General features: G+C 33.3%; 13 protein-coding genes. 7 read left to right on the plus strand and 6 right to left on the minus strand.

Annotated elements, in window-relative coordinates:
- Positions 1-52: 52 nt before the first annotated feature.
- The 6 genes from clpX to ACFQ0I_RS15615 form a co-directional block, all read right to left on the minus strand.
- Positions 53-1,285: an ATP-dependent Clp protease ATP-binding subunit ClpX gene (gene clpX, locus ACFQ0I_RS15590; protein WP_379943872.1), complete on the minus strand. Its 1,233-nt coding sequence runs from the start codon at positions 1,283-1,285 to the stop codon at positions 53-55.
- A 73-nt stretch (positions 1,286-1,358) separates the two neighbouring features.
- Entirely contained in the window at positions 1,359-2,033 is a 675-nt protein-coding gene (gene clpP, locus ACFQ0I_RS15595) for an ATP-dependent Clp endopeptidase proteolytic subunit ClpP (RefSeq protein WP_379943874.1), read from the minus strand.
- Positions 2,034-2,209: 176 nt separating this feature from the next.
- Positions 2,210-3,538 carry a trigger factor gene (tig, locus tag ACFQ0I_RS15600; RefSeq protein ID WP_379943876.1) on the minus strand — a complete coding sequence of 443 codons (1,329 nt, stop codon included), beginning with the start codon at positions 3,536-3,538 and terminating at the stop codon, positions 2,210-2,212.
- A gap of 134 nt (positions 3,539-3,672) precedes the next feature.
- Positions 3,673-4,032: a phage holin family protein gene (locus tag ACFQ0I_RS15605; RefSeq protein WP_379943878.1), complete on the minus strand. Its 360-nt coding sequence runs from the start codon at positions 4,030-4,032 to the stop codon at positions 3,673-3,675.
- Positions 4,033-4,065: 33 nt separating this feature from the next.
- Positions 4,066-4,830 (minus strand): alpha/beta fold hydrolase, encoded by a 765-nt coding sequence (locus ACFQ0I_RS15610; protein ID WP_379943880.1) that lies wholly within the window; start codon positions 4,828-4,830, stop codon positions 4,066-4,068.
- Positions 4,830-5,543: a pyridoxine 5'-phosphate synthase gene (locus tag ACFQ0I_RS15615; RefSeq protein ID WP_379943882.1), complete on the minus strand. Its 714-nt coding sequence runs from the start codon at positions 5,541-5,543 to the stop codon at positions 4,830-4,832. Before ACFQ0I_RS15615 ends, ACFQ0I_RS15610 begins: the two co-directional genes overlap by 1 nt.
- An 89-nt stretch (positions 5,544-5,632) precedes the next feature.
- On the opposite strand from ACFQ0I_RS15615, the gene ACFQ0I_RS15620 reads away from it, so the two are divergent.
- The 7 genes from ACFQ0I_RS15620 (at position 5,633) to ACFQ0I_RS15650 (ending at position 13,017) form a co-directional block, all read left to right on the plus strand.
- The gene (locus ACFQ0I_RS15620) at positions 5,633-6,292 is read left to right on the plus strand and encodes an acetoin utilization protein acuB (RefSeq protein ID WP_379943884.1); all 660 of its coding nucleotides are present in this window, start codon (positions 5,633-5,635) and stop codon (positions 6,290-6,292) included.
- Between the two features lies 1 nt (position 6,293).
- Positions 6,294-7,178, plus strand: a complete 885-nt coding sequence (locus tag ACFQ0I_RS15625) for an NAD kinase (RefSeq protein WP_379943886.1) — start codon at positions 6,294-6,296, stop codon at positions 7,176-7,178.
- A gap of 99 nt (positions 7,179-7,277) precedes the next feature.
- On the plus strand, positions 7,278-7,964 hold the full coding sequence (gene porG / locus ACFQ0I_RS15630; protein ID WP_379943888.1) for a type IX secretion system protein PorG: 687 nt from the start codon (positions 7,278-7,280) through the stop codon (positions 7,962-7,964).
- A 1-nt stretch (position 7,965) separates the two neighbouring features.
- Complete coding sequence (locus tag ACFQ0I_RS15635; protein ID WP_379943890.1) at positions 7,966-8,706, plus strand: isoprenyl transferase; 741 nt, start codon at positions 7,966-7,968, stop codon at positions 8,704-8,706.
- A gap of 10 nt (positions 8,707-8,716) precedes the next feature.
- Positions 8,717-11,248: an outer membrane protein assembly factor BamA gene (gene bamA, locus ACFQ0I_RS15640; protein ID WP_379943892.1), complete on the plus strand. Its 2,532-nt coding sequence runs from the start codon at positions 8,717-8,719 to the stop codon at positions 11,246-11,248.
- A 182-nt stretch (positions 11,249-11,430) separates the two neighbouring features.
- Positions 11,431-12,483 (plus strand): OmpH family outer membrane protein, encoded by a 1,053-nt coding sequence (locus ACFQ0I_RS15645; protein WP_379943894.1) that lies wholly within the window; start codon positions 11,431-11,433, stop codon positions 12,481-12,483.
- Positions 12,484-12,510: 27 nt separating this feature from the next.
- The gene (locus ACFQ0I_RS15650) at positions 12,511-13,017 is read left to right on the plus strand and encodes an OmpH family outer membrane protein (protein ID WP_379943896.1); all 507 of its coding nucleotides are present in this window, start codon (positions 12,511-12,513) and stop codon (positions 13,015-13,017) included.
- Positions 13,018-13,085: the final 68 nt, after the last annotated feature.

The raw sequence follows: 13,085 nt of genomic DNA on the forward strand, positions 1-13,085 counted from the left end.
TAAAAAAGCTGCCTTATAAAAGACAGCTTTAAATAATTTTTATAAGATTTTTTTATGAAACCGCTTTAAGTTTCTTTAAAGTAGTTTTTACTAATTTTTCTTCGGCGTAACTTTTGGTTACGTTTAATTTTTTATCGTTACTACTTGGTAATTCAAACATAGCATCGGTTAAAATTTCCTCACAAAGAGAACGTAATCCTCTGGCACCTAATTTATACTCAATAGCTTTGTCAACTATATAATCTAATGCGCCATCGGTAATGGTAAAATCTACATCATCCATAGAAAACAATTTTTTATATTGTTTAATAATGGCGTTTTTAGGTTCTGTTAATATTGCTCTTAATGTTTCGGCATCTAACGGATCCATATAGGTTAATACCGGTAAACGTCCTATAATTTCTGGAATTAAACCAAAATCTTTTAAATCTTTCGGAATAATATATTGCAACAAGTTAGTTTGATCTACACCACCATCAGCCATAGAAGCACTATAACCAACTGCTTGCATATTTAAGCGTTTCGAAATATGACGTTCAATACCATCAAAAGCACCACCTGCAATAAATAAAATATTTTCGGTATTTACTTCAATGAATTTTTGATCTGGATGTTTGCGGCCGCCTTTCGGTGGCACGTTAACTACGGTACCTTCTAATAGTTTTAATAAGGCTTGTTGTACACCTTCACCAGAAACGTCTCTTGTAATAGATGGGTTATCGCTTTTACGAGCAATTTTATCAATTTCATCAATAAAAACAATGCCTTTTTCAGCCTTTTCTAAATTATAATCTGCCGCTTGTAATAAACGGGTTAAAATACTTTCTACATCTTCACCAACATAACCTGCTTCCGTTAAAACAGTCGCATCAACAATTGCTAAAGGAACATTTAACATTCTGGCAATGGTTTTTGCCATTAAAGTTTTTCCAGTACCAGTTTGCCCAACCATAATGATATTACTTTTTTGTATATCAATATCGTCTTTTGTAACTGGTTGAAGTAAACGTTTGTAATGGTTATAAACGGCAACAGACATTACCTTTTTGGTCATGTCTTGCCCAATAATATATTCGTCTAAAAAGGCCTTGATTTGTTGAGGCTTACGTAGTTTTAATTCTGCAGATAAGTCGCTGCTATCGTTTTGTTTGGATTCTTCTAGCACAATACCGTGCGCTTGCTCTATACATCTATCACATATATGCGCATCTAATCCTGCTATCAATAGATTCGTTTCTGGTTTTTTACGTCCACAAAACGAACATTCTAATTCTTCTTTTGCCATTAATCGTCGTTCTTTTAAGGAGGGTTATATATAACTACCTCTTTAACAATTCTTTAAAATTACAATTTTTATTTTAATTTCGAGCTAATATTTCGTCAATCATACCGTATTCTTTCGCTTTATCGGCTTTCATCCAGTAATCTCTGTCGCTATCGGCATACACTTTGTCGTATTCCTGCCCTGAGTGCTTACTAATTATTTTATAAAGTTCTTCTTTTAAAATAAGAATTTCTCTGGCGGTAATTTCAATATCACTGGCTTGACCTTGAGCACCACCTAATGGTTGATGAATCATGACACGTGAATGTGTTAAACCACTGCGTTTTCCTTTAGCACCAGCACAAAGTAAAACCGCACCCATAGAAGCGGCCATTCCTGTACAAATAGTAGCCACATCTGGCTTAATAAACTGCATGGTATCGTAAATACCTAAACCGGCATATACACTTCCACCTGGAGAATTTATATAAATTTGAATGTCTTTATTAGCATCGGTGCTTTCTAAAAACAGCAGTTGTGCTTGAATAATATTTGCTACCTGGTCGTTAATAGCGGTTCCCATAAAAATGATGCGATCCATCATTAAACGAGAAAACACGTCAAAAATAGCAATGTTCATTTGGCGCTCTTCAATAATATTAGGTGTTAAGTTTGTTGGGTACATACTGCTAATAATTTTGTTGTAGTATGTGCTGCTAATACCTTGATCTTTTATCGCGAATTTTTCAAATTCTTTTGCGTAATCCATAGTTGTTACTTGTTGTTTTTTAAGTTAAATCCTTAATATTCAATTGAGTGATTCTAAAATGAAGATTTAAAAATTAATTTCAATCTTTGAAGCTAAATATACTCAATAAATTAGGCGTTACAATTAGTTAATTATAACGCCTAAATATAATGAATTATTCTTTAAAAGGCACAGTATTATTTATGGCCGTAAACTTCTTTAACAAAGTTTTCGTAACTTAATTCTTTAACTTTAAGATTAGCTTTTTCTTTGTAAAGCGCTAATAGTTTTTGACTTACTAATTGCTCTGAAATACGGCGAGCTTCATCCTGATTTGATAAAATACGTGCAGCAATATCGTCTAATTCTTTATCAGATGGATTCATTTGTCCAAATTGAGCCATTTGTGCTTTTATCATTTCTCTTGAATGATTTCTAATATCATCCATAGTTACTTGAATGTTATTATCTGTAATTAATTTACCTTCAATTAATTGATAGCGTAAACTTTTTTCAGATTTCTCGTATTCTTCTTTTGCTTGGTCGCTGTCTAATGGTTGTTCTCCAGCTGTTTGCATCCATTTTTGTAAAAACTCTGCAGGTAAATCGAATTTAGTATTTTCAACTAAATACTCGGTTACATCGTTTAAAAGTTTTTGATCTGCTTGTTGCGTAAATTGCTTTTCGGCGTCTTCCTTAATTTTGTCTTTTAATTCTGTTACCGATTTTACAACATCTTTACCAAATAATTTATCAAACAATTCTTGGTCTAAATCTGCAAGCTCACGTTTGTTAATTTCTGAAATAGTAAAAGTTACTTCAATATCTAATCCATGTACATCGTCATGACCTACTTTTAAGGCATGCATTAATTCATGCTCATCTTCATAAAGACCTTTAGTTTTTAAGGAAATTACATCACCAACTTTGGCGCCAATAAATAATTTTTCGGTAGATTTTTCTTTAAATTTATCTAAAGTTATAGATACTTTGTTTTCAATTTCGCGCTCTTCATTTTTGAAAACACCAGTGATTTCGCTATCTTTTTCTACAACAGATTGCGATATTAATTTACCATATTGTTTTTGAATACGCTCAATTTGCTCGTTAATCATTTTCTCATCAGCCACAATATTGTACTGAGTGATTGGTGTTTTTCCAGCTAAATTAACCTCAAATTCTGGAGCTAATCCTAATTCGAATTCAAATGAAAATATATCAGCATCCCAATCTATTTGATCTTGTGCTTTTGGTAGAGGTTGCCCTAAAACATCTAATTTTTCTTCAGTAAGATATTTATTTAAAGCATCTTGCAATAATTTGTTTACTTCATCTACCAATACCGCTTTGCCATATTGCTTTTTAACCATTCCCATTGGCACATGTCCTTTTCTAAATCCAGGAATGTTTGCCGTTTTACGGTAATCTGCTAATATTTTTTCTACTTTGGCACTATAATCTTCTTTAGCGATATCTACTTTTACAACCGCATTTAATGCATCAACGTTTTCTCTTGTAATATTCATTTTAAATGATATAAATCCTTTTAATAGGCATTTAACAAATAATGTTTGTTTCTTTTTTTTAAAATTGATTAACCAATTTTGGGTTGCAAAAATATAATATTTTTACAACCCGGCAAAGTTTTTAATAGCTTGATTTAAAGCGGTTTTTTATCTTCTTTTAAAAGTGATTGCAGTAAAGATTCTAGAATGGACAGTAGAATACTAAATAAAATAGCTGTCCAGATGCTGTTTACCGAAAATCCGTCGATTAATGTATCTGCTAATAAAATAATTAAAGCATTCACTATAAGTAAGAATAACCCTAAAGTTACAATGGTTATTGGAAGTGTTAAAATAATAAGAACAGGTTTTACCAATACGTTTAAAACTGCTAAAACGATGGCTACAATTATGGCGTTAATATATATGTCTCCAGATAAGGTTACGCCTGGCAGAAAATGGGCTAAGGTAAATACTGCAAAAGCAGTTAATAAAAGTTTTAGAACAGTATTCATGATTTTGTGTTTTTAATAAATGTACAAAATAAATTATTTAACAAACCCCATCACAGCGTCAAAAAATTCTTTTGGGTTTTCGGCATGTAACCAATGGCCTGCATTTGAAATCGTGGTGATTTTTGCTTTTGGAAAATGACTTACAATAATGGTTTCATCGTCAATACTAATATATTCTGATCGGTCGCCGCGTAAAAAAAGCGTGTCTTTTTCAAAGGTTGCTTGCGATGGTAACGCTTCGCCAATTTCAGCTACTTCTTCTTTTAACACCTCTAAATTCATACGTAAGGCAAGTTTTCCTTTTTCTTTCCAGTATAAATTTTTCAACAAAAACTGTCGGATTCCCATATCCGAAATAAAACGACTTAATACCGTGTCGGCTTCCCCTCGTGTTTTTATTACATCAAAGTTTAAGGCGCTTAGGCCTTCTAATATGCCATCATGATGTACTGGATAAAATCTTGGAGAAATATCAGCAATCAACAGTTTGTCAACTAGCTCTGGATATTTAGTTGCGAATAGCATCGCCGTTTTTCCGCCCATAGAATGACCAAGTAGAATAATATTTTCAAGGTTATGTTCGTCGCAATAGTTTTTTAAATCTTCAACTAACACATCATAGTTAAATTCTTGGCTATGAAAACTATGACCATGATTTCGTTGGTCTATTAAGTGAACCTCGAAAGGCGCTTCGGCAAATTGCAAACCAAGTGTTTTCCAATTATCGCTCATTCCTAAAAATCCATGAAGAATAACAAATGGTCGGCCTTCGCCTATTATATTTGAATGTAAAATCATTATTTTAATTTATGTAAATACATTTGAATAACATTTTCAATGCCTAAATACAAGCTTTCGGCAATTAAGGCATGCCCAATAGAAACTTCTAATAAATTAGGAATATTTTCTTTAAAAAATTGGATGTTATCTAGAGACAAATCATGGCCGGCATTCACTCCCAAACCTAAGGTATTGGCAAGTTCAGCACTGTCCGTATACGGCTTGATGGCTGCTTTGTTTCCTAAACCATATTGATGGGCAAATGCTTCAGTGTACAACTCAATTCTATCGGTTCCTGTAGCTTTTGCACCTTCTATCTGTTTTAAAACGGGGTCTACAAATATGGATGTTCGAATGCCATTTCGCTGAAATTCTTTAATAACATCGGTTAAAAAACTTTTATGTTTTAAGGTATCCCAACCTGCATTGCTGGTAATGGCATCTTCTGCATCTGGAACCAATGTTACTTGTGTAGGTTTTACTTTTAAAACCAAGTCTAAAAACGAGGTAACAGGGTTGCCTTCTATGTTGTATTCGGTAAAAACTACCGGTTTCAGGTCGTGAGCATCTTGGTATCTAATATGGCGTTCGTCTGGTCTTGGATGAATAGTAATGCCTTCTGCGCCAAACCGTTGTGCGTCTTTAGCGAATTGTACAACATTAGGCAGATCGCCACCTCTAGAATTTCTTAAAGTCGCTATTTTGTTAATATTAACACTTAACTTCGTCATGTATTGCTTTTTTAAATGACAAAAATACAAAGTAGAAAAGGCTTATATACTTTTTTTTTGATTAATTTGCATTGAAATACAATACGGTAATGAATTTATCAAAATACATTATAAACGACATAAAACCACTTAATAGTAACAGTAAAATTAAAGATTTGCAGTTACTTTTTAATCAATTAACCTATTCGCATATTCCTATTCAGGACGATAATAAGATTTATTTAGGAAGTTTTTCTGAAACGGATGCCTATTGTTTTGAAGGCGAAAAATCGCTTATGGAGTATAAATATGCGTTCGAGGATTTTTATGTTAGAAATACCACCCAATGGCTTGATGTTTTAGAGGTTTTTGCTAAAAACGCTACCAATATTATGCCTGTGTTAAACGAAAAAAATGTGTATTTGGGTTATTATGAACTTAACGATGTGATAAGTTTATTTAGCGAGTCGCCGTTTTTTTCTGGGCAAGGCGGAATTATTGTTGTAGAAAAAGGTATAAACGATTATTCCTTTAGCGAAATTAGCCAGATAGTCGAATCTAATAACGGCAAACTCTTAGGCGCTTTTATTTCGAATATGACTTACGATCTTGTGCAGGTGACTTTAAAAATTAAGAATGGCGGACTAAATGATATTATTCAATCCTTTAGACGCTATAGTTACAACATTATTTCTGGGCATGAAGACGATGGTTACATTGAAAGTTTAAAAGAGCGATCGGACTATTTAGATAAATATTTAAACATATAATATGAAGGTTGCAGTTTTTGGACGCTTTTATAACGAAACTACTACAACTTCTGTTGAAAGGTTATTCGATTATTTATTAAAAAAGAATGCCGATGCCTATATTGAAACCGAGTTTTTCAATCTTATAAAAAAAGAATCTCCAAATTTTGACGCTTATAAATCGTTTAAAACATTCGATACGTTAGATAAATCGTTCGATTTTTTAGTAAGTGTTGGCGGCGACGGTACCATATTAAGAGCTATTATTTTTGTGAAAGATATGGGAATTCCTATTGTGGGTATCAATACCGGTCGTTTGGGATTTTTAGCTACTATACAGGTTAATCAAATAGAAAAAGCCATTCAAAATATTATTGATGGTAAATATAAAATTTCTGAGCGTAGTTTATTGTCTATCGAAACTTCACCTGAAAATGAAGAAATTAAGGCATTAAATTTTGCGCTTAACGAAATTGCGGTAAGCAGAAAAAATACCACCTCCATGATTACCGTAGAAACATATTTAAACGACGAATATTTAACATCGTATTGGAGCGATGGCTTAATAGTATCTACCCCAACGGGTTCTACGGGATATTCGTTAAGTTGCGGAGGGCCCGTTATAACACCAGACACCAATAGTTTTGTTTTAGCACCCATTGCACCCCATAATTTAAGTGCGCGCCCGCTAATAATACCAGATTCCACCGAAATTCAATTACGAGTGGAAGGGCGCGAAGAAAGTCATTTAATTTCTTTAGATTCTAGAATTGCCACTCTAGAAAATGGTACTATTATAAAAATAAAAAAGGCCGATTTTAAAATTAAAATGATCGATCTTTTAGATGAAAGCTTTTTAGACACCTTAAGAAAAAAACTGCTTTGGGGTGAAGATAAACGCAATTAAACAATAATTTAATAGAAATACTGTTTTACACTAATACAAATTGGCACAAATGGTATTAGGCTAATCTTATTTATTATATTTGCAAACTTTTATATATTTATGAGGCATTTAAGCGTATTAATATTAAGTATTTTAACCGTTCAATTAGGCTATTCTCAAATTAACGAATTAGGTGTTTTTTTAGGAGGCAGTAATTTTATAGGCGATGTTGGGGCTACCGATTTTATTTCACCAAATCAATTAGCTATTGGCGGTATTTATAAATGGAATAGAAGTAAAAGACACTCGTATCGTGCCTCGATAATTTTTAGCGATTTAGAAGGTATCGATGTCAATTCGGACGACCCAAGACGTATTCAAAGAGGGTATGAGTTCTCCACTAAAATAACCGAAATAGCTGCAGGAATAGAATTTACCTTTATGGACTACGATTTACATTCTGGCGATAAAGTGGCTACGCCTTATCTTTACACAGGAGTAAGTGCGGCACATCACGACAATTCTTATTTTTTTAATGGTGTTCAAACCCCTGAGAATAATTCTAGTTGGGCATATGGAATACCAATGGCAGTAGGTTTTAAATCTAACTTTTTAGGAAATATAATTTTAGCTTTAGAAGTTGGAGCGCGGTATACATTTTCAGATGAATTAGATGGAAGTTTGCCTAGTAACCAAAATAATCTCCCATATAGATTTGGGAATTTAAATAATAACGACTGGTATGTGTTTTCGGGCATTACCTTAACATATACATTTGGTGAAAACCCATGTTATTGTATAAATTAAAATGGATTTAAAGGAAAGCGTACTAAGCAGAACACTCCCAAAACACATTGCCATTATTATGGATGGTAATGGGCGTTGGGCTAAACAACAAGGCATGATGCGGGCATTTGGTCATGAAAATGGCACAAAAGCGGTGAGACAAGTAGTTGAAGCTTCGGCCGAACTTGGCATTGAAAACTTAACACTCTATGCTTTTTCTACCGAAAATTGGAATCGCCCAAAACTAGAAGTTCAAACACTTATGAAACTTTTAGTTACTTCATTAAAAAAAGAGATTAAAACCCTTCAAGACAATAATATAAAACTCGCAGCAATTGGAAATTTAAATACCTTGCCAAAAAAAGTATTTAAAGAACTTCATGAGGTTATAGAGCAAACAAAGGACAATGCGCGAATGACTTTAACATTAGCTTTAAGTTACGGTTCGCGCGAAGAATTGCTAAATACTGTTAAAGAGATTAGCATTAAAGTTAAAAATAATATAATTTCGCCCGAAAAAATTGATGAATTAATTATTAATGAGCATCTTTACACGCGAAATTTACCGGACGTAGATTTGCTTATTAGAACCAGCGGCGAACAGCGTATAAGCAATTTTTTACTTTGGCAAATAGCATATGCTGAGTTGTACTTTACGGGTGTATTATGGCCGGATTTTACCAAGCAGCATTTGTATGAAGCTATTATAGAATATCAAAAACGAGAACGACGATTTGGGAAAACAAGTGAACAACTTAGCTAATATTATACCTTTGACAACATTTTTAAAACGCTGCATTATACCCTTGCTTATTATAAGCAGCATCAGTATTCAAGCACAAGAATTATCATATAGCAACGGCGAAAAATATATTATAGGAGAAATCTCGGTTGCTGGAAACACTTCATTTAGCGAGCAAACCATAGTTACTTATTCTGGTTTAACAAAAGGTAAAGAAATTGCCATTCCTGGAGAAGAAATTGGCGATGCCATAAAAAAACTCTGGAATTCAAAATTATTTAACGATATAGAAGTATATGTAACTAATATTGAAGGCAATGTAGCTAACTTAGAAATACGATTGTCAGACCTTCCGCAGCTTAACGAGTTAAAAATTAATGGTGTTAAGAAGTCTAAAATTGAAGGTATTATAAAAGATAACAAATTAAATAAAGGGGTTAAAGTAACAGAAAACTTAATAACCACTACCAAAAACTTTCTTACTACTAAATATAAAAAGGAAGGGTATTTAAATTCTAAAGTCCATATTAATACCATCGAAGTTAAAGATTCTACTACAACGTCTAGAGTTAACATGGTATTAAACATCGATAAAGGCGAAAAAGTAAAAATTAAAGAAATCGTATTTACTGGCAACGAAGTATTAAATGATAAATTTCTTCGTAAAAGCATGAAAAGTACCAAGCAAATCAATCGTCTTAGAATATTAAAGCGATCTAAATTTGTGGATTCTGCTTATCAAGCCGATTTAACAAAAGTGGTTGATAAATACAAAGAAAACGGCTATAGAGATGCTCGTATAATATCAGACAGTGTTGTTGTAAATACCGATAAAACCATTTCATTACATTTAAAAGTAAATGAAGGTAGTCAATACAAATTTGGAGATATTACATTTATTGGTAACACCGTTTATTCTAATGAGTATTTAAATAGAATTCTACGTATTAGAAAAGGCGATACTTATAATGGTGTGTTGCTGCAAAAACGTATTCAAGATAATTCTAAACCAGATGCGTTTGATATTGCCAATGAATATCAGAACAATGGTTATTTATTTTCAAACATCGATCCTGTTGAAGTTGGAGCTTCTAATAATGTTATAGACATGGAAATTAGAATTGTAGAAGGAAAACCAGCTTACTTTAATAGTGTAACCGTAGTTGGTAACGATAAAACCAACGACCATGTTATTTACCGCGAAATAAGAACCCGTCCGGGGCAATTATATAGTAAGGCGAATGTAGTACGTACAGTTCGAGAACTTGGTCAATTAGGGTTTTTTGATGCACAAGAAATATCGCCAAACTTTAACAATGCCAATCCTAATGAAGGTACCATCGATATGGAATATTCGGTTAAAGAAACCGGATCTAGCCAAATAGAACTACAAGGTGGTTATGGCGGCGGTGGCTTTATTGGAACCCTAGGATTATCGTTTAATAACTTCTCTATAAAAGATATCTTTAAAAAAGATGCTTACAAACCCATCCCAATGGGTGATGGTCAAAAATTAGCCCTCCGTTTACAGGCAAGTCGTTTTTATCAAACCTATAGTTTCTCATTTTCAGAACCATGGTTAGGCGGGAAACGTCCGGTGCAGTTTTCAACATCTTTATCTCATACAAAACAGTTTTTATACGATTACACTACGGGTAATGCAGATAAATCTAAAAGCTTTAACATTACAGGTATTACCTTTGGTTTAGCAAAACGTTTAACGGTGCCAGATGATTACTTTGTACTATCACAAGCGGTAAGTTTTCAACGTTACGATTTAAATAATTACAACACAGGACTATTTACATTTGGCGATGGATATGCAAACAACCTTTCATATACCATCGGATTAAACCGAAATAATACCAGTGTAGACCCAATTTATCCAACAGGAGGATCAAAGTTTGGAGTAACAGCAAAATTATCGCTGCCATACTCATTGTTTGATGGTGTAGATTATGAAGAATTAAGAGAAGAGAGAGATGGACTAACTAGTTCAGATTCAAGAGCTGCAGAAATAGACCAAGAATTTTACAAGTGGCTCGAATTTTATAAAATAAATTTTAAAGGCGAGTGGTTTACCCAATTAGCGAAAGATTTGGTTTTAAGGCCAAGTGTTGAATTCGGGTTTTTAGGAGCGTATAATAACGACAGAGGTGTAATACCTTTCGAGCGTTACTTTGTTGGAGGAGATGGCTTAGGTACTTATAGTTTAGATGGTAGAGAAGCGATTGCTTTACGTGGCTATCCAAACCAATCATTATCAGACACCGATGGTGGTACCATATACAATAAATTCTCGTTAGAGATGCGTTATCCAATTACGTTAAAAGCATCCGCAAAAATTTATGGTCTATCATTTTTAGAGGCAGGTGCATCTTACACCAGTTTTAGAGATTATAACCCGTTTAATATGTATCGTTCCGCAGGATTAGGGATTCGTATTTTCATGCCTGCGTTCGGGTTGTTAGGAATCGATTTTGGATACGGTTTCGATCCATTATCTACCGAAACAAAAGCACATGGTTGGGAAACTCACTTTATAATTGGACAACAATTTTAATTGAAAAATTAATTTGGCACGATATTTTCTACTAACAATGTAATGTTTTAAATGAGAATTAAAATTTTTAAGATTAAAATTCGTTAATTTTGAAGATGCAATTCAAAAAAAGGGCAGAAACAGAAAAAATCATCTGTCGATTTTTAGAATTTAAAAAAATTAAATATTAAAAACAGACCTAGATGAAAAATAACGTTCTTTTTTTACTGACATTAGTTTTTATGATAAGCCTTTCAATTAATGCACAGCGTGGTGTACGAATTGGATATATCGATACCGAATTAATTCTAGAAAATGTTCCAGAATACCAAGAAGCCATCACACAATTAAATCAGAAGGCCGAAAAGTGGAAGAACGAAATTCAGGCTAAGTTAAGTGTTGTAGAACAAAAGCGTAAAGATTTAAGTAACGAAAAAGCGCTTTTAACAAAAGAACTTATTAGCGAACGTGAAGAAGATATCGCTTTTGAAGAGAAAGAGATTTTAGATTATCAACAAAAACGTTTTGGGCCAAATGGCGATTTGTTTATTCAGAAAAGACAATTAATGCAGCCCATTCAGGATCAGATTTTTGCCGCAGTTCAAGATTTGGCTGGAACCAAAAAATATGATTTTATTTTTGATAAATCATCTGATGCTGTGATGTTGTATTCTGCAAAACAATTCGATTTAAGTGAGCAGATTATACGAAGTATTACTCGTAGTGCAAAACGAACTCAGGCAGAAACAAAGGCCGAACGCAAAGCAGCAGAAGCAGAAGAATTAGTACCTGAAATAAATCAGGAACTCGAAGAAAGAGAAAAAGCTTTAGAAGAAAAGAAAAACGAACGTGAAAGTGCAGTCGAAAAACGTCGTCAAGAAATTTTAGCAGCACGAGAAGCTAAAAAATTAGAGGCCGAAGCACGTCGCCAACAAATAATAGAAGACCGAGCAAGAATTCAGCAGGAAAAGATTGATGCTAGAAATGCAGCTAATAATACAGATGAAAAAACTGAGACAAGTACTGCGGAAGTAAAAAGTGATACAACGGCTAAAACTACGGAGGCTAAAGTTGAAACAACAAGTGAAAAGGTAGAAGAAAAAGTTGAGACAAAAACACAAGCACAACTTATTGAGGAAAACAGACAGAAAAAATTAGCCGAAAGAGCAGCACGAATTAAAGAACTTGAAGAACGAAAAAAGAAGATATTAGAAGATCGCCAAAAGGCAACCGATAGTTTGAACAAAAAACAATAATTTATAACACATTAATACTATTTAAAAATGAAACAAATTAAAACCCTTTTATTAGCAACGGCATTATGTATTGGTACTGTAAGCTTCACCAACGCTCAAAGCAAGATTGCTCATATAAATACACAAGATTTAGTGACGGCGATGCCAGAGATGAAAGAAGCTCAAAAACAACTTGAAACACTAAGTAAAACGTATCAAAAAGATATTCAAAGTTCTATTACAGAGTTTCAAACCTTGTTGAAGCAATATGAAGCTGAAGCTGCAACAAAATCTGAAGAAGAAAACGCAAAAAGAGGGCAAGAAATTCAAGAAAAACAACAACGTATTCAACAATTTCAGGCAGATGCTCAAAAAGATTTACAGAAAAAAGAACTTGACTTAATTCAACCAATTACTGAAAAAGCAAAAGCGGCTATTTTAAAAGTGGGTAGAGCGCAAGGATTTGATTATGTATTAGATTCTTCTCAAGGCACAACAATTTTAGCCGATGGTAAAAATTTATTAGATGACGTTAAGAAAGCTTTAGGAATCTAATTGTAATATGTGACGTCCTGAAATAGTGATACAGAATTAATAATTTAAAGGTAGTGATTTTATGTCAC

This window comes from Mariniflexile aquimaris (assembly GCF_042676825.1).
Classification (GTDB): domain Bacteria; phylum Bacteroidota; class Bacteroidia; order Flavobacteriales; family Flavobacteriaceae; genus Mariniflexile; species Mariniflexile aquimaris.

Bases quoted from the DNA above. Each gene is read 5' to 3' on its own strand.
- clpX (WP_379943872.1), bottom strand. From the start codon at position 1,285: ATGGCAAAAGAAGAATTAGAATGTTCGTTTTGTGGACGTAAAAAACCA.
- clpP (WP_379943874.1), bottom strand. From the start codon at position 2,033: ATGGATTACGCAAAAGAATTTGAAAAATTCGCGATAAAAGATCAAGGT.
- tig (WP_379943876.1), bottom strand. From the start codon at position 3,538: ATGAATATTACAAGAGAAAACGTTGATGCATTAAATGCGGTTGTAAAA.
- ACFQ0I_RS15605 (WP_379943878.1), bottom strand. From the start codon at position 4,032: ATGAATACTGTTCTAAAACTTTTATTAACTGCTTTTGCAGTATTTACC.
- ACFQ0I_RS15610 (WP_379943880.1), bottom strand. From the start codon at position 4,830: ATGATTTTACATTCAAATATAATAGGCGAAGGCCGACCATTTGTTATT.
- ACFQ0I_RS15615 (WP_379943882.1), bottom strand. From the start codon at position 5,543: ATGACGAAGTTAAGTGTTAATATTAACAAAATAGCGACTTTAAGAAAT.
- ACFQ0I_RS15620 (WP_379943884.1), top strand. From the start codon at position 5,633: ATGAATTTATCAAAATACATTATAAACGACATAAAACCACTTAATAGT.
- ACFQ0I_RS15625 (WP_379943886.1), top strand. From the start codon at position 6,294: ATGAAGGTTGCAGTTTTTGGACGCTTTTATAACGAAACTACTACAACT.
- porG (WP_379943888.1), top strand. From the start codon at position 7,278: ATGAGGCATTTAAGCGTATTAATATTAAGTATTTTAACCGTTCAATTA.
- ACFQ0I_RS15635 (WP_379943890.1), top strand. From the start codon at position 7,966: ATGGATTTAAAGGAAAGCGTACTAAGCAGAACACTCCCAAAACACATT.
- ACFQ0I_RS15645 (WP_379943894.1), top strand. From the start codon at position 11,431: ATGAAAAATAACGTTCTTTTTTTACTGACATTAGTTTTTATGATAAGC.
- ACFQ0I_RS15650 (WP_379943896.1), top strand. From the start codon at position 12,511: ATGAAACAAATTAAAACCCTTTTATTAGCAACGGCATTATGTATTGGT.